Source organism: Pseudoalteromonas sp. SWYJZ12, assembly GCF_015864395.1.
GTDB lineage: Bacteria > Pseudomonadota > Gammaproteobacteria > Enterobacterales > Alteromonadaceae > Pseudoalteromonas > Pseudoalteromonas arctica.
The window spans coordinates 342,332-363,873 of the sequence record NZ_JADYXH010000002.1 but is presented as its reverse complement, the minus strand read 5'-3'; the positions used below and the strand labels follow the sequence as shown (position 1 = coordinate 363,873).

At 38.6% G+C, this 21,542-nt stretch carries 21 protein-coding genes and 2 tRNA genes; 9 read left to right on the top strand and 14 right to left on the bottom strand.

The features are described 5' to 3' along the window. Nucleotides 1–119 precede the first annotated feature (119 nt). From I6F42_RS03850 to I6F42_RS03785, 14 genes are all read right to left on the bottom strand, one after another. Nucleotides 120–2,441 (bottom strand): RND family transporter, encoded by a 2,322-nt coding sequence (locus I6F42_RS03850; protein WP_007586903.1) that lies wholly within the window; start codon nt 2,439–2,441, stop codon nt 120–122. Further along, on the bottom strand, nt 2,441–3,436 hold the full coding sequence (locus I6F42_RS03845; RefSeq protein ID WP_024595577.1) for a YCF48-related protein: 996 nt from the start codon (nt 3,434–3,436) through the stop codon (nt 2,441–2,443). Before I6F42_RS03845 ends, I6F42_RS03850 begins: the two co-directional genes overlap by 1 nt. Nucleotides 3,437–3,568: 132 nt before the next feature. After that, the gene (locus tag I6F42_RS03840; RefSeq protein ID WP_197150995.1) at nt 3,569–4,933 is read right to left on the bottom strand and encodes a DUF1329 domain-containing protein; all 1,365 of its coding nucleotides are present in this window, start codon (nt 4,931–4,933) and stop codon (nt 3,569–3,571) included. Nucleotides 4,934–4,946: 13 nt separating this feature from the next. Then, entirely contained in the window at nt 4,947–7,046 is a 2,100-nt protein-coding gene (locus I6F42_RS03835) for a DUF1302 domain-containing protein (protein ID WP_197150993.1), read from the bottom strand. Between the two features lie 252 nt (nt 7,047–7,298). Next, nucleotides 7,299–7,520, bottom strand: coding sequence for a DUF2835 family protein (locus I6F42_RS03830; RefSeq protein ID WP_024589184.1), 222 nt, complete (start codon nt 7,518–7,520; stop codon nt 7,299–7,301). Then, nucleotides 7,521–10,115: an aminopeptidase N gene (gene pepN, locus I6F42_RS03825; RefSeq protein ID WP_197150990.1), complete on the bottom strand. Its 2,595-nt coding sequence runs from the start codon at nt 10,113–10,115 to the stop codon at nt 7,521–7,523. It lies immediately after the preceding gene. Between the two features lie 46 nt (nt 10,116–10,161). Next, nucleotides 10,162–11,625, bottom strand: a complete 1,464-nt coding sequence (gene nhaC, locus I6F42_RS03820) for a Na+/H+ antiporter NhaC (RefSeq protein WP_197150988.1) — start codon at nt 11,623–11,625, stop codon at nt 10,162–10,164. 181 nt (nt 11,626–11,806) lie between these two features. Further along, the gene (gene prc / locus I6F42_RS03815) at nt 11,807–13,831 is read right to left on the bottom strand and encodes a carboxy terminal-processing peptidase (protein WP_165726183.1); all 2,025 of its coding nucleotides are present in this window, start codon (nt 13,829–13,831) and stop codon (nt 11,807–11,809) included. Between the two features lie 26 nt (nt 13,832–13,857). Then, nucleotides 13,858–14,508, bottom strand: a complete 651-nt coding sequence (gene proQ / locus I6F42_RS03810) for an RNA chaperone ProQ (RefSeq protein ID WP_007586916.1) — start codon at nt 14,506–14,508, stop codon at nt 13,858–13,860. A 15-nt stretch (nt 14,509–14,523) separates the two neighbouring features. After that, complete coding sequence (locus I6F42_RS03805) at nt 14,524–14,802, bottom strand: hypothetical protein (protein ID WP_002961910.1); 279 nt, start codon at nt 14,800–14,802, stop codon at nt 14,524–14,526. Beyond that, nucleotides 14,802–15,260, bottom strand: a complete 459-nt coding sequence (locus I6F42_RS03800) for a GAF domain-containing protein (RefSeq protein WP_007586917.1) — start codon at nt 15,258–15,260, stop codon at nt 14,802–14,804. The genes I6F42_RS03805 and I6F42_RS03800 overlap by 1 nt, the downstream gene beginning before the upstream one ends. A 128-nt stretch (nt 15,261–15,388) precedes the next feature. Beyond that, a complete protein-coding gene (locus I6F42_RS03795; RefSeq protein ID WP_007586920.1) occupies nt 15,389–15,769 on the bottom strand; it encodes a hypothetical protein in 381 nt (126 codons plus the stop codon). A gap of 178 nt (nt 15,770–15,947) precedes the next feature. Then, nucleotides 15,948–16,038, bottom strand: a tRNA-Ser gene (locus I6F42_RS03790). Nucleotides 16,039–16,121: 83 nt separating this feature from the next. Further along, nucleotides 16,122–16,212, bottom strand: a tRNA-Ser gene (locus tag I6F42_RS03785). 251 nt (nt 16,213–16,463) lie between these two features. Here I6F42_RS03785 and I6F42_RS03780 point away from each other — a divergent pair. From I6F42_RS03780 to hflD, 9 genes are all read left to right on the top strand, one after another. Beyond that, a complete protein-coding gene (locus I6F42_RS03780) occupies nt 16,464–17,129 on the top strand; it encodes a Bax inhibitor-1/YccA family protein (protein WP_007580214.1) in 666 nt (221 codons plus the stop codon). Nucleotides 17,130–17,184: 55 nt separating this feature from the next. Continuing rightward, nucleotides 17,185–17,538 carry a sulfurtransferase complex subunit TusD gene (gene tusD, locus I6F42_RS03775; protein ID WP_007580212.1) on the top strand — a complete coding sequence of 118 codons (354 nt, stop codon included), beginning with the start codon at nt 17,185–17,187 and terminating at the stop codon, nt 17,536–17,538. Then, nucleotides 17,535–17,891, top strand: coding sequence for a sulfurtransferase complex subunit TusC (tusC, locus tag I6F42_RS03770; protein WP_007580210.1), 357 nt, complete (start codon nt 17,535–17,537; stop codon nt 17,889–17,891). The genes tusD and tusC overlap by 4 nt, the downstream gene beginning before the upstream one ends. Next, nucleotides 17,888–18,154, top strand: coding sequence for a DsrH/TusB family sulfur metabolism protein (locus I6F42_RS03765; RefSeq protein ID WP_008133664.1), 267 nt, complete (start codon nt 17,888–17,890; stop codon nt 18,152–18,154). The genes tusC and I6F42_RS03765 overlap by 4 nt, the downstream gene beginning before the upstream one ends. A gap of 3 nt (nt 18,155–18,157) precedes the next feature. Further along, nucleotides 18,158–18,487, top strand: coding sequence for a TusE/DsrC/DsvC family sulfur relay protein (locus tag I6F42_RS03760; protein ID WP_007580207.1), 330 nt, complete (start codon nt 18,158–18,160; stop codon nt 18,485–18,487). Continuing rightward, a complete protein-coding gene (locus I6F42_RS03755) occupies nt 18,487–19,173 on the top strand; it encodes a pseudouridine synthase (protein ID WP_165726180.1) in 687 nt (228 codons plus the stop codon). The genes I6F42_RS03760 and I6F42_RS03755 overlap by 1 nt, the downstream gene beginning before the upstream one ends. Further along, nucleotides 19,166–19,606 (top strand): NUDIX hydrolase, encoded by a 441-nt coding sequence (locus tag I6F42_RS03750; protein ID WP_165726179.1) that lies wholly within the window; start codon nt 19,166–19,168, stop codon nt 19,604–19,606. Before I6F42_RS03755 ends, I6F42_RS03750 begins: the two co-directional genes overlap by 8 nt. A 220-nt stretch (nt 19,607–19,826) precedes the next feature. Continuing rightward, nucleotides 19,827–20,927: a tRNA 2-thiouridine(34) synthase MnmA gene (mnmA, locus tag I6F42_RS03745; protein ID WP_007375708.1), complete on the top strand. Its 1,101-nt coding sequence runs from the start codon at nt 19,827–19,829 to the stop codon at nt 20,925–20,927. Next, nucleotides 20,927–21,529 (top strand): high frequency lysogenization protein HflD, encoded by a 603-nt coding sequence (gene hflD, locus I6F42_RS03740; protein WP_197150983.1) that lies wholly within the window; start codon nt 20,927–20,929, stop codon nt 21,527–21,529. Before mnmA ends, hflD begins: the two co-directional genes overlap by 1 nt. Nucleotides 21,530–21,542: the final 13 nt, after the last annotated feature.

Here is a 21,542-nt window from a genome sequence, read left to right as displayed (position 1 = left end):
AGCTAATAAACAGCCTTTTCGATGAAAACATTTTAAGCATTTCAGCTATTTGGTCATCTATTCACAAATTGTAGATATAAATGGCCTTTACAGGCCATTTAGGAGCAAAATTATTCACATTATTTTTTCTGGTCAGTCCAGAGAAGGCTACCAATAGCGGGTAATAACAACACTGCACCTAACATATTCACTAAAAACATGAAGGTTAACAGTATACCCATATCAACTTGGAATTTAAGATCTGAGAATATCCACGTACTCACACCAATCGCAAGTGTAATACCGGTAAATAGAACCGCACTGCCACGTTCAACAAGCGCATTTCGATAAGCAACACTTAATGGTACATTTTGCTTAAGCTGCCCCATCATCGACGACAGTATATAAATACCGTAATCGACCCCAATACCTACTCCTAGAGCAATAACTGGCAAAGTAGAAACGGTTAAGCCTATTTCTAATTGCACCATAAGTGCTTGTGCAAGTGTTGATACGATATAAAGCGGCAATACCACAGCAATCGTTGCCTTTACGCTTCTAAAGCTCATTAAACATAAAATGATAACGGCACCATAAACATAAAGCATCATTGGTATTTGCGCTTCTGCAACTGACTCATTAGTCGCTGCCATTACACCAACAGGTCCTGAAGCTAATTTAAATGCTAATTTATCAGTGCCCTCTTCTTGCGCAAATTGCTTAACACTCTTAATTACAGTATCTATAGTTTGTGCTTTATGATCATCTAAAAATATAATCACTGGCATAACTGAACAATCACCGTTAAGTAAACCTGTACTAGTTTCAACTCGAGACGTTGACTGCACTAAACTTGCTGAATTTCGTGGCAAGCTTTGCCATTTCAAATTGCCTTCGTTGTAGCCTGCGTTAACCGATTGAGCTACAGAGCTCAAACTTACAGCAGACTGCACACCTGCTACATTCTCTACTTTGTATTGAAAACGGCTTATACGCTCCATCACATCATGCTCAGTACATGCTGCAGGATACGCTTCTACAATTACCTTTAAGATATCAGACGAGATAGTGTACTTGTCTGATATTAAAAACGTGTCTTGATTATAACGAGCATCTTGATGCAGTGATGGCGCGCCTGCATGTAAGTCACCTATACGCATTTTATCTGCTTGCCAGTAACCTAAAGCAAATAGAACAAGGGTAAAACCAATAATCATTTTAGCTACTTTAGGATCAGTCGCTTTAACAAGTAAGTCGCGGATTTTATCAAGCATGTTTGGTTTTGCTGCATCACCAGATTGAATATGTACACTGTTTTCAAAGTTCATGTACGAAGCCCAAACAGGCAATAAGATTAAATTAGTAAATATAATTACTGCTACACCTAAACTCGCTGTAATGGCAAGTTCACGGATAATACCAATATCGATGGTAAGTAATGTTAAGAAGCCTACGGTGTCTGAAAGAAGTGCAATACCGCCTGGCACTAATAAAGCCCTAAAACTTGACTGACAACAAATACGTGTTGTTTTACCTTCACCTACTTTTTTACCAATCGCATTTATCATCTGCACACCATGGCTTACACCAATAGCAAATACTAAAAACGGTACCAAAATAGACATAGGGTCAAGGCCAAAACCTAAACTTGAAAGCAGGCCTAATTGCCAAATAACAGCAATAATGGAACATGCGATAGGCAAAATAGTCAGCTTTAAACTGCCACAAAACAGCCAAACCATAATAAAAGTAAAGGCGATAGCAATGGCAAAAAATACAACCACCCCTTTTGCACCTTCAGCTATATCACCAGCCATTTTTGCAAAACCAATAATATGAATACTTACTTTGTCTGTACTTAAAGGCTCTCTTAAATCACTTTCTAGCTTTTGTGCAAAAGCTAATGTGTCTAATTTTTGTTGTGTTTGAGGATCAGTTTCTAAAAGTTGAGCAGTTACCATTGCACACGAATAATCGCTGGCAATCATACGTCCTACAACTTTTGCTTTTTCAATGTTTTCCTTTACTACACCTAAACCACGCTTATCTGCTTTAAAGTTAGCAGGAATAATTGGGCCACCGGCAAAGCCATCCTCCACTACTTCAACAAAACGAGCACTGGGTGAAAATATTGAGTTAACTAATGGACGATTTACGCCAGGAATGAAATAAAGCTGATCGTGAACCGCTTTTAATTGGGTAAAGAACTCTGGATTAAATATATCACCACTGTCATCACACACTGAAATCAAAATACTGTTTGCACCACCAAACTGCTTTTCATGCTTGGTATACACTTTCATATAATCGTGGTTTAACGGGATATTTTTATTAAACGATGCATCTAATTGAATTTGAGTCGCTTTGAATACAAGTAAACAGGTTATAAGTGCAAAACTTATAAGCATAATTAAGCGATGTCTAAAAATCGCCTTTTCAATAAAATCGAGTAGTTTATGCATTAAGGGGTTAACTCCTTCACTTTAATGCCATCTTCTGTAGCCATGATCAGCCTATTATCTAAAATTACACCATCAAGAATCGCTTTACCGTCAGCAAGCTGCTCATGGGTGAGTAACCCATCTTGAAGATGAAAAATAACGCCACTGTTGGCAAGCATAAGCCATTGTTTGTTATTATAATTAATGATGTTGTTGATCGTCGCTGTTTTAACATTTTCGAAATGCTGCCACTGCTGTTCACCATTTTGCTTTGCAAAAACATTACCTCGAAGCCCTGCCACAATTTCTTGTGTGCTATCTGATGCAACTGCAAAGAATGACCCAGGATAAATTTCTTCTATCCTTTGCCAAGTTTGACCATCATCAATGCTTCTGGCCATCAAGCCCATCTCACCAACCAGCATTAAACCATTATCTGTTTTTTCGATTCGATTAAAGTGCGGTAAAATTGAAGCAGTTTCGGCTTCGTATCCTTCGGGGTCATTTTCTTTTAAATCGTTCAAGTAATCACGATCATCACTAAATAATAGCGAATCTAAAAAGCGCTTTTGCCAATGTTTACCACCGTCGGTGGTTTGATAAAACATACCATAGGCGCCCACTGCAAAACCTTTTAAATCATCTTCAAATAGGATATCAAGGCAGGGTTTATCTAGTTCTGGTTTAACTTGTTGTAACTGCCAATTAATACCACCATCGGTAGTATTAATAATGGTGGCATCGTGTCCACATGCCCAGCCATTATTTTCATCGCTAAAGTCAACAGCTGTTAATAGCACTTGAGTCGGTACAAGTTCAGCTTGTTGCCATTTATTACCAGTGTCACTTTTAATAACGGTACCATGCTTGCCTACTGCAATTAGCCCGTTACCTGTGTTTGTTATATCAGTAAGTAGGGTTTTATCTGCTTTAATTGCACTGATTGCATTTTCAGGAGCATCCTGAGCAACACTCGCACCACTTATGATCAGGCTGGCATATACTAAATACTTCATAAATTTTAATCGCCTTGAACGAGAGAATTGTTTGTCTTTATATACTGAGGAAAGCGTTGCGCGATTTGGTATAAGACAAACGCGATGTGAAAGGAAAAGGCACTTAACATACGTTAAGTGCCTAACTTCTAACTATCTACCTGCGCGACGTAATGCGCTTGACGTAAATTCGTTATCGTTAAACGATTGTGAAAAATCGTACATTTTTTCTTGGTTATCTAAACCAATTGCTAAATAACGACGTGAATTTAAATCATGATAAACCTCAAGCGTACTCCACTGTGTTGGTACTTCGTAGTAGTTAAGACCATAAGCCATGGCTACACGATAAAGTTGGTCGCGGTTATCATAAATATCCGTAACCTGTACTTGCCAGCTATCTTCGTCAATGTAGAACACACGTTTTTTATAGATATGGCGTGTATCATCTTTTAAGTTAGCTTCAACAACCCAAACACGGTGTTTTTCGTAACGTGTGTGTTCTGGATTAATATGACCCGGCATTAAAATATCATCGTATTCTAATTTATCACTATGAAGTTTATAGCTGTTGTAAGGTATGTATAATTCTTGCTTGCCCTTTAGCGTCCAGTTGTAACGATTAGGCGAGCCATTAAACATGTCAAAATCATCAGTAGTACGAAGACTATCTGCGGCTGTACCTGGTGCATCATATGCAACATTAGGCGCACGACGAACTCGTCGCTGTCCTGAGTTATAAGTCCATGCTTGACGTGGCGTTAATATTTGATCCATCGTTTCATGTACTAATAAAGCTGTACCTGCTAAACGTGCAGGCTCTGTAACGCTTTGTTTAAACTTAAACAAAATGTTTGAGTCTTGTAGCTCTGCGGGTGTTGCACTCGGATCTGAATATTTAACTAATAACTGCTCATCAAAGCCAACATAGTTATAAGAGCCTGACGCTGTTGGAGCTGCTTGACCACCAAAACGTTCAATAGACTGCCCACGGTAACGTAATAAGTGATTCCAAATTGCCTCTAAACCCGTTTTAGGAATAGGGAAAGGAATACCAATTGCCGTATTTTTAATACCATTTCCGCCTTCAACTAATTCAGCTGTTGGTGCAAACTTTTTAGTTGCGTCATAAACAAACTGAGGATAAGACGCTGAGCGACGTGTTTCATACACTGGCATTTTAAATGTATCTGGATATGCTTCAAATAAAGCAATTTGACCCGGACTTAAATTAGCTTTGTACTTTTCGATATTACTTTTATCAATAGTGAAAAGCACTTTGTCAGTGGTATATGGGTCAAGGTGATGCATACCCGGTTCATAACCTGCTGGTGCTGTTGTAATTCCGTTATTCCATGCTGGAATAGAGCCATCAGCATTAGCTGCTTTTTCTGCGCCCATTGGCGTTAAGTTTTGACCTAATTGGGCAACTTCATCAGCGTTTAATTTAGCTAAAGCTGCGCTGCTTGCAAACAAGCTACAAAAAGCTGTAGCGATGAGGGTAGGTTTTTTAATCATAATAATGTTACCCCTAAATAGAATATTTTAAGTTAAAAGAAACGTAATCGCGATCTGAGAAAGTATTTATATCGCCGCCGCCCCAAAACGAGTTATAGCTCACATCAAGTGACCACGCATTTTGGTAGTTAAAGTTCATGGTTGCACCTAAAGATTTACGGTCTTCAATAAATAAGAACATAGGATCTGGTGTATTACCATTTACGTCATGTGAAAATACAAAACGTGGAGAGAAGTTAATACCTTTGTAAAAGTTAAAATAATCACCTTTAGCAATTAAGCGGTAACCCCAAGAAGACGCAGTAGCAAATGATTTTTCTTCAGCGCCGTTTGATAAACCAAGTTGCAATGTTGAGTAATCAGTAGTACCAGGGCCTGTAATTGTGCCACTACGGCCAGTACCGGATACATTCAAACGCGTTTCGTCATAGTCTGGCATGTTATGAATTTTTACAGCACCCACTTCACCAACAACAGCCCAACTATCAGCACCTAATGAAGGACCAAATAAGTGAGTAGCCGTAAATTGAATTTGCGATGTATCACGTTCAATATAGCCTTGAGCAACTTCACCCGCACCAACAGAACTAATATCATCGCCAAAACTCATTTGCGAAATACCTGCAAAATCAGGACGAAGACCTGCAAGCGCTAACTGCTCAGGCATAGCTGTATAAAGTAACTCTACGTCATCAATTTGCAGTGGTTCATCTTGGCGAAACGCAAATTCACCCGCAAAGGCTGTTTCACCAATAGTCGTGTTAAAACTTAAACCATAAAGTTTAATATCTTCTGGGTAGTCATTTTCAGCTTTTGAGAAAGCGGCTAAATCAGCAACATTATCTGACGTGATTTCTGTTGTCATGATCATTGCTAAATCTTGAGCAATTGCTGCCTGTGAAAAGTTTGATACGCGACCAGATATAAGTGGACGACGACTATGGTAGTTCACGTGGTATAACGCAATTTCAGTATCATTAAATTCAGGTAAAAATATACCTAAACGTAAACCGTACTGTCCGCCATCTTCAGGTTCATTTTTACCATTATCTCCTTTACCTTTTAACGCAACCTTAGTTGGGTAAGCAAGATACATTTGAGCTAATAAAGCACTCCCTTCAGCACTTGAAGGATCAATACCTCGAGCAGCTGCTGCTAATGCAAAATCAGATGTTAGGTTATTTAAACTATCCGTTAAAAAAGCAACATCAATATCAGGATTAGACGTAAAGCCTAATTGAACATTCTGCTGATAACCATTTTCTGCTGCAAAGTCATTAGTAGAAAAGTATGTACCTGCTGCTGGTAAACGTGTTTCTTGCCATTGATATTGGTAGAAACCTTCAAGCGTAATGTTCTCAGTAATACCGAGCGATGCCCAAAGCATACCGATTGGTATAAATGCTTCTTTTAGCTCAGCGCCAGGTGCTTTTAATCGATCTATATCAACTGGGTTTACGTTAATACCATGAGATATAAGCGTACTTTCACCCCAGTTAACTACTTGCTGGCCTAAACGGACAGATAAAGGGTTATTACCATCATTTAAATCAAAATCGGCCCATACAAACGCATCTAATAAACGAATGTCGGCACAGCTTTGTGCTTTGGTGTCTTTATCGTCACACGGGTCAACCCCCTGCCCTGATGTAGGATTTGAATAAGCGTGGTACCCATCCATTAAGGCAAAGTCATAAAAATACATGAAGCGAGTGAACAAACCGTAGTTATCTTTATTTATTGAAAGGTCGTGTGTGCCCTTCAATAGTTTTGAGAATGAGTCACCACTATCAAAATTTAAATTACCCGCGTCACCGTTATTTGAATAAGACCCAGGTTGAGCCCATACATCTTGAGATGAGTAAATAGTGTTGTTTAGCGCTGGGTTGTATCCTGTCCAATCAAAGGCTGGATTATTACTTTTGCCAATTAGGTTAAAGTCTCTATCTTCTACACGAACACTTTGCCCATATGAAAAGGTTGAATCGAAGGTAATATCAAAACCTCCAGCTTCAAATGTTACAGCTTGAGTACTTGCTGCAGATAAACCTAAGCTAACGGCTGCTAAACCTATAGCGATTCTATTTTTAACAAAAAGCGATCTTCTTATCATTTTGGTTCCCCCCTGTCGCGGGTCATTTTGTGTGATCAAGTTATTGTTTTTAGTGTAATCATAACGATAGAAGCGAATCAGTGAAATTACAAATACTCGCTCTAATCTGTCATATATTTTTTATTCTGGTTAACGCTTACGTATTGGTAAGACGTCGTACCAGATAATTTATACACGTAATTTAACAATAGGACAAATTGAAATTAACAAAAATACAATATTTTTATGTATATATAACATAAAAACTGAGTGTCAGGCCACTCGCTCTAGGCGGATGAACTTGTTTTCGGGGGTTAATAAGAGTCTAAAACGGCCACGTACACCCAAGCTCGAAATGAAGGGCCTCAAATGCGTAGCAGCAAAACGAATTGTTTTACCGCCATCTTCTATAACTTGTAAAGAGCTAAAACGGCCATGGTAGTAATCCATGCACTCGTTATAGCTCAATCTTAAGGTAAAATAATACTCAATCATTTATGCGAGCGCTTTTTCAACCTTTTCATACAAGTCAGCACTTAGGCCATCTAAATTGGCTAAGCGTTGTAATTGCAGTTTCATTGCTTGTGAGCGTACATCATCGTAACGCTTCCACGACATAAACGGTGTTAACATACGCGATGCATTTTGTGGATTAATTGCATTAAGTTTTATTAATAAATCACCTAATAACGCATAGCCTTGAGCATCTGCTCGATGAAATTGTGCTGTATTAAAGTGGCTAAAACTTCCTACAAGTGCACGTACACGGTTAGGATTTGAAAAATCAAAACACGGGTGTTCGTAAAGTGCCTTAATATCATCTATAGCAGTACTGCCTGATTGCATAGCTTGCAGTGCAAACCACTTATCCATGACTAAAACATCATGACGCCACTGACTATCAAAATGACTCAAAAGCTCATCTCTAACAGGGTGTGAAGCTTTTACCACAGCGCTTAGGGCACCAAGTACATTAGTCATATTAGTCGAGCTTGCAGCTTCTTTAATAAAGGTTACAGCTTCTGGACTTTGTGTTTTAGCAAGGTAGTGCAGACATATTTGCTTTAAAGCACGATTCGCAACAGCGCTAGCACTTATACTGCCATCATCTTCAAGAGATTCGTAACAACTAAGAAGCTCATCAGCAAGTTCATCAGCAATTTGTTGCTCAAACTTTTCTGTTATTTCAATAATGTCATCTACAGGTATTACATCAAATTCAGCAGCTAACGTGTCAAAACTCGGCAATTTAAACAGCTCTGCAATTAAAGCTAAATCGCCCTCTTTGGTGTTTATAAGTACACGTAGCGCATTTATAATTTCGCTGCTTAATACGCTATTCGTTGCATCGGTGATTTGAGATTTAATCGCCTTAATGAATAGCTGCTGTTGTGCATCCCAACGTGAAAAATCACTGCGCGCAAAACGCATAATATGCAATAGTTCAGGCTCTGTTGTTTGCTGGTTTAAAATACAAGGTGCAGAAAAGTCTTCGAGTAAAACCGCAACAGGCTTTTCTAAAATATTATCAAAGCTAAATGTTTGAGTCGCATTAGTTACATCGAGTACATGATCTAACTTTTTACCTTTATATTGCAGAGCAATACTTTGTCCATTGGCATCAAGTAGTTCAATAGCAAAAGGTATATGAAGCTTTTTATTCTCTGGCTGATTAGCTGGCGCTGTTTGCTCGATTGTCAAAGTGTATGTATTTGAGCTGCTATCAAATTCTTGAATTGCATTTAAACGCGGTGTACCTGATTGGCTGTACCATTGTTTAAATTGCTCTAAATCAACACCTGATGCATCGCTCATCGCACTTACAAAGTCATCACATGTAACTGCTTGCCCATCGTGGCGCTCAAAGTAAAGCGTCATCCCTTTTTGAAAGTTAGTTTCACCCAGTAATGTGTGCATCATACGGATAACTTCAGCACCTTTATCGTATACAGTTACTGTATAAAAGTTATTCATTTCAATAACTTTCTCAGGGCGAATTGGGTGAGCCATAGGGCCTGCATCTTCGCTAAACTGATGCGTACGCATAACTTTGACCGCATCAATTCGGTTAAGTGCACGAGAGCCTAAATCACTACTGAACTCTTGGTCTCTAAATACAGTTAACCCTTCTTTTAGCGATAACTGAAACCAATCTCTACAAGTAACTCGGTTACCTGTCCAGTTATGAAAGTACTCATGCCCTACAATGGATTCAATCGTATGGTAGTCTTTATCTGTGGCTGTTTCTTGATTAGCTAATACGCATTTACTATTGAAAACGTTTAGCCCTTTATTTTCCATCGCGCCCATGTTGAAAAAATCGACGGCTACAATCATATAAATATCAAGGTCATACTCTAAATTAAAGCGTTCTTCATCCCACTGCATTGCCTTTTTGAGTGAGGCAATAGCATGGGGTGTTTTAGATAAATTACCTTTATCAACAAACAATGCTAATTCTACATCTCTGCCGCTTTTAGTCATGTACGTATCTTTTAAAACATCAAAATCGCCCGCTACAAGTGCAAATAAATAGCTCGGCTTTTTAAATGGGTCTTGCCATTTCACAAAATGACGACCATCTTGTGTTTCACCACTGTCTACTTGATTACCATTAGAAAGAAGTTGTAGATACTTTTTATCGGCAATAATAGTTACATCAAACGTGGCAAGTACATCAGGGCGATCCATGTAATAGGTGATCTTTCTAAAACCCTGCGCTTCACACTGTGTACAATACGCACCGCCAGATAAATACAAACCCTCTAGAGAAGTATTCGTCTCAGGCGATATCTCGGTCACAATACTTAATTGGCAACTATCCGGTAGGTTATTAATTATTAGCTGCTCGCCAATAATTTCATAATCAGTTATATCAACCGTATCAATAGATAAAGACAGTAAGCGTAAATCAATACCATCAAGCACTAAAGGTGCTTTTTTATCACCAACACGCGTAAGCGTTAGCAAAGAGCTTACTTTGGTTGATAATGGCTGTAAGTCAAAGGTTAGCTCTGTGTGGTCAATTAAAAAATCAGGAGCTTTATAGTCTTTAAGATATTGTGCTTGAGGTTTACTTGATTCAGTCATAGATACTCCAAAACAGCTCCTTTTAAGTTAAAGGAGCTGTTTAAAATTAGGCGGATTGTTTTGGCTTAATACGTAAAATTTTAATGCCCAAGTAGGCATAAACCACCGCTAAAACAGGGTTAATTAAGTTAAAGAAAGCGTAGAGTGCATAATCAAAAGGATTTATTAGTAAAACGCTTTGCATATATGCGCCACACGTGTTCCACGGAATTAGTGGGCTGGTAATTGTACCGCCATCTTCCAATGTACGAGATAAGTTAACAGGCTTCAAACCACGTTTTTCATATTCATCTTTAAACATACGACCAGGTACAACAATTGCAATATATTGATCGGCCGCTATCACGTTAGTACCAATACACGTTGCTATTGTTGCCGCAATTAACGATCCCGTACTTTTAGCTATTTTAAGTATGCTTTTAACAAAAACATCCAAAAGGCCTGTTTTTTCCATAATGGCACCAAACATCAGTGCAGTCATAATAAGCCATGTGGTTGTAAGCATTCCGGACATACCGCCACCACTGAGTAGGGAGTCCATTTTGTCATCGCCTGTACTTATGCTAAAACCATCAAAAAACGTCGTCCAAACAAGCTTAAAGTAGCCAACTAGCTGTCCTTGAGAAACATCAATTTGGCTAGCAATTAAATCAGATTGAAACAACATGGCCCAAACAGCGCCCACAACAGCACCGATAGAGATAGCAGGAAAGGCTGGCATTTTTTTAATCGCTAAAACTAAAAGTACAATTAGCGGGATTAGCATTTCAAAACCAATATTAAAGTTTTGCTGTAAAATAGCCGTTATTTCATCAATACGCCCCGCTTCGCTTGAAGCAGTTGCGTTAAAGCCCATGAATATAAATATAATCAGTGCAATTACAAAACTAGGTACTGTCGTCCACAGCATATGTTGAATATGCTCAAATAAATCAGCGCCTACAACTGCTGGCGCTAAGTTGGTTGTTTCAGACAGCGGGCTTAGCTTATCACCAAAGTACGCGCCAGATATAACAGCGCCTGCTGTAACTGTTTGTTCAAGTCCAAGACCCGTTGCAACGCCTAATAAAGCAACACCTATCGTAGCGGCAGTAGTCCAAGAACTACCAATACTCATAGCTACAATGCCACAAATTAAACAACTCGCTGCATAAAACCAACTTGGGTTTATAACTTGCAAGCCATAATAAATTAAAGTCGGTACAGTTCCAGAAAGTAGCCAAGTGCCAATTAGTGCTCCTACCATAAGTAAGATTAGGATAGCGCCAAGCGAAAGCGTTATACCTTCTATCATGGCTTGTTCTAACTTTTTCCATGTATAACCGTTTTTAAGCCCAATTAAAGCCGCTGCAAAAGTAGCAAATAAAAGTGCAATTTGGTTAGGGCCTGACGAAGAGTTATCACCAAATAAGTAAACTGCAGCACCAAGTAAACAAATTAATACAGAGATAGGAATTAACGCATCAAAAAACGAGGCGGGCTTGATTGGCTTGTCATCCAATAGCTTCAAAGTAGAGACTCCTAGACACACTTACCGTGTGTTTAATTATTATTTTCAGCACGTAAAGCGCATTAATTGAGCATGATTGATCTAGCTCAACTTTATGTAATCAAGGATTATAACAATTTGGTAAATTTTAGGTAGTAAAAAAGGCGCTAAAGCGCCTTTTTTATAGAGGTAAAACCAGTTGTTACTTCTTAGCTATACGACCATAATTAATATAATCTTGAGTAATTAATGCAGCTTCTTCCAAAAATGGGTCAAGCTCTTCAATTACTTCAGGTAAATCGTCTAAGTTTTCTACCGGATCTTTACCTAAACGCTTAAGACGTTCGTTAGTACGTACAAGTGCACGTGCTTCACCTTCATCTTTTTCTTTAATACGGTCTGCTTCAACTAAAGAGATAGTTTTACGGTCTTTCTCTTCGTTGTATAAGGTAATGTCATTAAATACATAACCAAATTCTGGTTCTGATTTAATTCGTACTTCGTGTTGTTTCTCAAGGTACGTAATAATAGGTGTTAAATTACCTAATTTTTTGTATTTCGCTTTAACAATGCTGTCCCAAGGAAGTGCATTATCTTGCTTACTTTCGCCCCACTCTGCAGGGTCGATTGCTGATGGAAACGAAATATCAGGGATCACACCTTTATGTTGCGTACTACCACCGTTAATACGATAAAACTTAGCAATCGTATATTGTACGCTACCCAGCGCATTATCATATAAATCGTAAGCGCGGCCTAAGCCTTTGTGCTGCTGTACTGTACCTTTACCAAAAGTTTGTTCGCCAATAATAACTGCACGACCATAATCTTGCATAGCTGCTGCAAATATTTCAGAAGCAGAGGCACTGTAACGGTCAACTAAAACAGTTAAAGGACCATCGTAATAAGTTATACCATCACGATCTTTTTGCTCTTCAATACGGTTATTTAAGGTATGAATTTGAACAACTGGACCTTGGTCAAAAAACAAACCAGACAGTTGTGTTGCTTCATATAAAGAACCACCACCATTTTGGCGTAAGTCGATAATAATACCATCAACTTTTTCTTCTTTAAGCTTAGCCAGCTCAACTTTTACATCTTTCGAAAGATTATTGTAAAAGCCTGGAATTTCAATCACGCCAACTTTACTTGTTAAATCAGAGTATTTGGCTTCAAATACTTCTGATTTAGCCGCTCTATCTTCAAGTCGAATTTTATCACGCGTGATTTCAACAACTTTAGGTGCGCCGTGAGCGTCAACACCTTTTAAATACTGTAGACGTACTTTAGTCCCTTTAGGACCTTTAATTAAATCAACTACGTCATCTAAACGCCAGCCAATTACGTCTACAAATTCTTCGCCATCTTGGGCAACACCAATAATGCGGTCATCAGCTTTAATTTGATCTGTTTTATCTGCGGGGCCTCCCGGCACTAAGCTGCGAATAACAGTGTAGTCTTCATCAGGGCTTAGTACGGCACCAATGCCCTCAAGCTCTAAATCCATATCCATTTTGAATTGCTCTGCACGACGTGGCGATAAATAAGACGTATGCGCCTCAATACTACGTGCTAGCGAATTCATAACAATTTGAAAAGCATCTTCTGAATTAGATTGTACTAAACGTTTTTCTGCATTTTTATAGCGTTTGGTCAGCACTTCTTTAATGCCTTCCCAATCTTTACCCGTCATTTTTAAACGCAGTGCGTCGTACTTTACACGCTCACGCCAAATTTCATCAAGCTCAGCTTGTGACACAGGCCATGCTGAATCTTCACGGTCAAAAAAGTATTCATCTTCTTTATCAAACGTCATTTCTTTTTCAAGTAAAGTAAGTGAATACTCGTAACGTTCAAAACGGCGTTTAAGACTTAAGTTAAAAATATCAAACGTAAAGTCTAATTTACCGGTAGTAATAGCGTTATCAAAGTCATCACGATATTGCTCAAAAGAAGCAATATCGCTGGCTAAGAAAACGCTTTTATTAAAATCAAGGGATTCGATATAACGATCGTACACTTTACTAGAAAGCTCATCGTTAAATCGAACCGGTGTATAGTGTGAACGAGCAAATAAGCTAGCCACTCGTTTGCTAGCAGTACCATGTTGACTCTCTTGCTTAAGCTGGGGTAAATCGTCAATTGTAACGGCTTCTACAGCAGCAAATAATGAACCTGAAAACAGGGCAGCAACTAACGGAATGAGCGTAAACTTTTTACTCATACACAACTCCTTAATTTATTTACAACTTAAACGATGTATAAGCTGTCAGCTTTGGTTTTAACTTGCATACCTGTCACTAATTCAACATGAACGTCATCTTTGTTCACTTCAGTGATTACTGCATTTACAAGTGCTTGGCCAAGTTTAACCTTAACCTTATTATTAACCTTGACCTCAGTTGCTGGTAAAGGTTCAATTTTTCCTGAACGTTTAACTGGCGCTGCTTTAGCAGGTTTGTTAGCAGCAGGTGCATTTTTATCGCCTGCTTTGCTAGCATGAGCTGGTTTTTTCTTGAAAGATTTAGAATCAGAATCTTGGCGAGGACGCTGTTGTTTTTTGCGTTTTGCCATTTTAGCGCGGCTTTCTTCCAATGCTTTTTGTGCATGGTCGATATGCTCTTGCTCAACTTTTTCACCTTGATTACCATCAAGATCAATACGAAACTCTGACTTTGTCACAGCTTCTAAATAACGCCAATTAGACGTGTATTTTCTAAGCGCTTGACGAACTTGAGTCTTACTTACTTTTTCAGACCCTTCAATACGCTCAGCAATATCTTTAAAAATACCTACTTTAAGCGGCTTGATGCCATCTTTTTGTTTAAAACATTGTGGGAATTCTTGATATAAAAATTCCAACACTTCATTAATATCTTTTAGCTTGTTTGTGGTTTCCATTTTAGAACCTATTTTTCACATCTTTTCATCAAGGGACGAATCGACGTAGTGTGTTACCCAGTCGACCAACTCTTCGAAATCGGCTTCAATTACAGCCATATCACCCCGAAGGTGTTCCCAAATACCATTAATTGTTTCATCAATAAATTCACATTCTGAATCATCTGGAAGACGATCCCATGCAATATGAATTAAATCATTGAGCGTTTCCGCTACATGCTCTTCTTCGCCTTCCCAGTCGCCAACATCTTGCACAGCAAATAGGTAGTCTTGAACATTTAGCAAATCTTTCATTACAGGCTCGCCTCTAAGCATTTCACTAATGCTTCAAGGCCAGCTTTATCATCAGCATCAAATCGGCCAATACTTGGACTATCAATGTCTAGTACTGCGAATACTTTACCATGTTTCATGATAGGTACAACTACTTCAGAGTTAGACGCTGCATCGCAGGCTATATGCCCGTCAAAAGCGTGAACATCTTCAATTAATTGTGTTTCAGCGGTTGCCGCAGCTGTTCCACATACCCCTTTCCCAACGGGAATACGGATGCATGCAGGATTACCTTGAAACGGGCCAAGTACTAATTCAGTAGGAGAATCCATAAAGTAAAAGCCCGCCCAATTTACATCTTCTAAAGAGGTAAATAACAGCGCGCTTATGTTTGCCAAATTGGCAATTACATTAGATTCACCAGCTATCAGCGATTCAGTTTGCTTAACTAATGACTGGTAAAAATCGTGCTTTTGCATACCAAACTACTTCTTATTAAACATACAGTAGCTAAAGGTACTCTTTGTCGTGAAAAATTGGAACCTTTTGGAGGTAAAAAAAAGGAAATCGCACCGTTTATCAGCGTGCTTGGTTAATAATGCTGCGATTATTTTTTTACCGATTTGCGAAGACCAAATAAAAACAGTCCGGCTGCAAATGCTGACATAACACTATTAATCAAAAATATCTCGCCAGTTGAGGCACTTAATAAGTAACTAAATATAGCGCCACCTAACAAACCAAGCGTTAATACACCTGAATAATTAACTTTAGAATACTTAAACATTAGTAAATACCCTGGCACAACAAAGGCCGCCATCGTTAAGCCTACAATATGTGCATTTGAGATAGCAGTCATCAACAGTTGAAAAAATACGGATAAGAAATCACCCTGTAGCGTTAGTGCATAATACAATCCTAACAAGCTGCCAATAATTACCGGGGACAATAATGAAAGCGCGACGCTTTTTGCGAGTTGATGTTTCATCTAATAATCCTTAATACAGAGTATAAATTTTAATGTATTAAGCATGCACCAAGATCTAAAGCTTAGAAATAGAGACTATGGTCGTAATTTATGATGACAAAACGCACAATTTCTATTCGTACCTATTTATTTTACAGGCACAAAAAAGCCCGCTATATTAGCGGGCTATTTTTTTATATGGTGGAGAGATAGGGATTTGAACCCTAGATGGGCTATAAACCCATGCCGGTTTTCAAGACCGGTGCATTCGACCACTCTGCCATCTCTCCGATACTGCTAAGTTAAAAGTAAGAGTGTACTAATAACTATTTAAATGAATGATACTTTAATTACCACACACTTATTAAATAAGTGGTGGAGAGATAGGGATTTGAACCCTAGATGGGCTATAAACCCATGCCGGTTTTCAAGACCGGTGCATTCGACCACTCTGCCATCTCTCCGCACGGCCTGCATAATAGGGAAACCCATCCCTTTTGTGAAGCTTTTTTTTAAATTAATTGTTTAAGTGCTTAAAAAACAATTAATTTGTCTAAAGTTAGAACAAAGTGTTTTTAATTTAGCCGTCAATACTCTTTTATTTAAATATTTAACTCTATTGATCTACAAAGGTTTGCCCAAACATATAAGAGTTGGTAATCTAATTTTAGTTAAATTATCGAAAGACACACGTTTCACTTAAAGGAGCTCTACAATGGCGTTTAATCAATCGTACAATACCGCGAAACCGGTAATGTCTACCATTGAAACAAACAAGGTACTTAAAAACACCTACTTTTTACTAGCTATGACACTTGCATTTAGTGCAGTTACAGCCGGTATTTCAATGGCACTACAATTACCTTACTTTATGGGAATTGTGTTTACACTTGTTTCGTTCGGTTTATTATTTGTTGTAAATAAAAAAGCAGATACAGCATCTGGTGTATTTTGGGTTTTTGCTTTCACAGGTTTAATGGGGGCTGGCTTAGGTCCATTGCTTAACCATTATGCTGCAATGCCTAATGGCCCAATGCTTATTATGCAAGCGTTAGGTTCTACTGCGCTTATCTTTTTTGGTTTATCTGCTTACGCACTGAACACTAAAAAAGACTTCTCATTCATGGGTGGCTTTTTAACAGTTGGCTTAATCGTCGTGATTGTAGCTAGCATTGTTAATATTTTTGTTGGCAGTTCACTTATGTTTATGGTGCTTAATGCTGCAGTTGTATTGATCATGTCTGGTTTGATTTTATTCGATACAAGCCGAATCATTAACGGCGGCGAAACCAACTACATTCGCGCAACAGTGTCTTTATACCTAAGCGTATATAACTTATTTACGTCTTTACTTGCTCTACTTGGCGCAAGTGATGACTAATTAAATAGTTCTGTTAAAATAGCCCCTTAATTGGGGCTTTTTTATTGGAATTGTTTTGTCACGTTTTGTTCTTTCATTACATACACCACCATCCGATCACGATACAACGCAACGCATTGTTAAGTTTGCGAATGCATGTTTAGCCCAAGGGCACACCATTGATGCTATTTTTTTATACCAGCAAGGTATTTATCATGCATCTACCCACTTTGATTTATCCTCAGACGAACTTCAAATTTCAGCACTTTGGCAGCAACTCGCCGATCAAAAACTAAATTTAATGCTGTGTGTTACCGCCGCTGAAAAACGCGGGTTAGATATTAAAAACACAGGTGTATTTGCAGTCGCAGGGTTAGCTGAATTTGCAATGCTTGCAAGCGACGCTGATAAATGGGTGCAATTTAAATGATAAACGTATTAGTAATGAGTCAGTGCAGTCCATTTGACGATTTAAATATTCGTGATGCACTTGATATGACATTGATCTTTGCTGCCGTTGACCAAAATGTGAGTTGGTTGTTTAGCGGCCCCGCCGTTTTGGCTTTAAAAAAGCATCAACAACCAAACAATATTGGCTTAAAAGATTTTTTTAAAAACATTAAAACACTCGAAATCTATGATGTTGAAAACATCTACGTGTGTGAAAAGTCATTGCTTGATTATGGTTTAAATAAACATGATTTGCTCATAGAGGCAAAAGCACTCAACTTTAGCCAACAACAAACACTAATCAAAGCGCAGCAACATGTGGTGAACCTATGAGTACGTTACATATTTTTTCAAAGCCGCTTAACTATTACTCGGCAAATCAGCTAGAGAACTTAATTTTATCAGGCGATAAGGTGCTGCTTGTTGGTGATGCCTGCTTTGCAAAAAAACAATTTAGGCAATTTGCAGATACACTGTTAATACTTGAACAAGACGCGCAAGTACGTGCAATAAAATTAGCAGATAACGATAAAGCTATTAGCTATGAAGACTTTGTAGCACTCACTTTATCAACTAATCAATCAATTACGTGGTAACTCATGCTTGAATTTAACAACCAACAGATTGAAACCGACAAACAAGGCTACTTGCTTGACCATACTTTGTGGTCAAAGGAGCTAGCACCTGTAATTGCTATCCAAGAAAACATTACCCTTAGCGTTCAACACTGGGAAGTCATTAACTTTGTTCGTGATTTTTATATTGAATATAACACCAGCCCAGCAATTAGAATGCTTGTAAAAGCAATGGCAAAAGCACTCGGTGAAGACAAAGGAAACAGCCTTTATTTATATAAATTATTCCCTAAAGGCCCTGCTAAGCAAGCAACAAAAATCGCCGGATTACCGAAACCAGCTAGGTGCATATAATGAGATCTAAATCAGGCAATAATCAAGTAACTGAATCCAAGCCAAAAAGAAGTACAGGGCGTACTTATTCACGCAATGCACTTAACAAAACGCCTTCAGGTAAAAGAGAAATAAAGCTGCAAATAGCATCTAAAGACAGAAAAATTGTGTTATTCAATAAACCATTTGATGTGCTATGCCAATTTACGGATGACGCAGACAGAAAAACTCTCGCTGAGTTCATCCCTATTAAAGAAGTTTACGCAGCAGGAAGATTAGACAGAGACAGTGAAGGTTTATTACTTTTAACAAACTGTGGGAAATTGCAAAACACCTTAACTGCACCTGATAAAAAAACGAATAAAACATACTGGGCACAAGTTGAAGGTGAACCAACAAGCGAATCAATTAATGATTTATGCAATGGCGTAGAACTTAAAGACGGGCTTACACTCCCCGCGAACGTAAAAATAATTGATGAACCTACAATTTGGACTCGTAATCCGCCTGTACGCGAGCGAAAAGCAATCCCTACCACTTGGCTAAGTATTACAATTAATGAAGGTAAAAACAGACAAGTTCGCCGAATGACCGCGCATATTGGCCACCCTACACTTCGCCTTATTCGCTACAGTATTGGCAACTATACGTTAGATGATATTAATTGTGGTGAATACAAAGTAATTAAGGGTGTAGTTGATGCATAAACCGCATGTAACAGTTGCGGCAATAGTAAAAAAGCAAAATGAGTTTTTACTTGTAAAAGAGTGCGATAAATTTACAAAGCAAATTTGTTACAATCAACCAGCGGGTCATTTAGAGCAAAACGAAACGCTTGCACAAGCCGCAAGCAGAGAACTACTTGAAGAAACAGGCTTAGCGCTTGAGCCAGTCGGCTTTTTAGGTGTGTATAATTTGCATGCCGAAAATGGAGTGCACTATTTGCGATTCTGCTTCTTATTTGAAGCGCCTGATAATATAAAAGCGCCAACGCCAATAGATACCGACATTATCAGCGCTAACTGGTATACATTAGAGCAAATAAAATCACTACCGCTTAGAAGCCCTTTAGTCCTTAAATGTATTGAAGATAGCTTAAACAAGATACCTTTGAGTTTAGATACAATTTACAACGATTAATTTAAGCACCCATAGGTGCTTCAAAGTATCGTTTTTAATTAAATAAACAGATAAATTATTTTATACAATACTTCGTAAGTCTAGTTTGCTATTTGTTATATAAATAAAATACTGACTAATTCCCCTCTTTGAGCCCTTAGTCTCTTTAAGCACAAACAAAATACATGCTATAATCGCGGCCTTTCCACGTTAACAGCAATCTGTATAAGCGAAATTATTCATGAGCGAAAATAGTCACATTAAAGTCATTGTTGGCATGTCCGGCGGTGTTGATTCTTCTGTATCTGCATATTTATTACAACAACAGGGCTACCAAGTAGAAGGCCTGTTTATGAAGAACTGGGAAGAAGACGACAATGATGAATACTGTGCTGCTGCTGATGACTTAAAAGATGCACAAGCAGTGTGTGATAAGTTAGGCATTGAGCTTCACACTGTTAACTTTGCAGCAGAATACTGGGACAACGTATTTGAGTACTTTTTAGCTGAGTACAAAGCAGGTCGTACACCTAACCCAGATATAATGTGTAACAAAGAAATTAAATTTAAAGCCTTTTTAGAATTTGCTGCTCAAGCACTCGGTGCTGACTTTATTGCAACGGGTCACTATGTTCGCCGTGAGCTTCGCGATGACAAATACGTAATGTGTCGCGGACTTGATAACAATAAAGATCAAAGCTACTTCTTATATACTCTAAGCCATGAACATATTGGCCAAACGTTATTCCCTGTAGGCGATATCGAAAAACCAGAAGTACGCCGCATAGCAGAAGAACAAGACCTAATCACTCACGATAAAAAAGACAGTACAGGTATCTGCTTTATTGGTGAGCGTAAATTTAAAGACTTTTTACAAAAGTTCTTACCAGCACAACCTGGCGTTATCGAAGACACAGACGGTAACAACGTAGGCGAGCACGAAGGCTTAATGTACCACACACTTGGACAACGCAAAGGCTTGTTAATTGGTGGTATGAAAGAAGGTTCTGGTGAGCCTTGGTACGTGGTCGATAAAGACCTTGAACGAAATGTACTTATTGTGGGCCAAGGTAAAGATCACCCTCGCCTATACAGCAACGGTCTTAACGCAAACCAACTTCACTGGGTAGACCGTATTGGCCCTAAAGGCACAACTCGCTGCACAGTAAAAACGCGTTACCGCCAAGAAGACTTAAGCTGTACCCTACTTGTAGGTGAAGACGGCATGGCACGCGTATTATTCGACGAGCCACAAAAAGCAGTGACGCCTGGTCAATCTGCCGTATTTTATGCAGAAGATGTGTGCTTAGGTGGTGGTATTATTGACTCGGTGATCAAGTAATGAACGAACACCAAGTCATGGCGCTTGCCGCTATGTGCCAAGTAGCTAAGCAAGTTCAAAAAATTGCCCAGTACGGCAACAATAACGAACATGATTTAGAAATCTTACTTTCAAGTATTATTCAAACATCTCCGGCATCGCCAGAAGATGTTTACCAAGGTACTGACAACTTACGTGATGGTTACAAAACCTTAATGGCGCAGCTAACCGCAGGCGCTCAAAAAGATGTTGAAATTGTAAAGTACGTAGGTGGTTTAATGCAGCTTGAGCGAGCACTAAGTGCAAACGACAAAAGCTTAAACGAATTAGGTAAACGAATTGATGATATTCATCGTCGTTTAGACCACTTTGCTATTACCGATGAGAGCGTTGTTGCCGGTTTAGCAGATATATACTCGTCGGTGCTGAGCCCCCTTGGGCACCGAATACAGGTTTATGGTAAACCCGAGTTATTAAAACAGCAGCTCACTCAAAATAAAATCCGTGCGTTATTATTAGCCGGCATTAGAAGTGCAGTATTATGGCGACAAATGGGCGGTAAACGCCGTCACTTTTTCTTTGCAAAAAGAAAAATACTCGCCATTGCTAAAACAAAAATTTAACTATCGTTCAAAC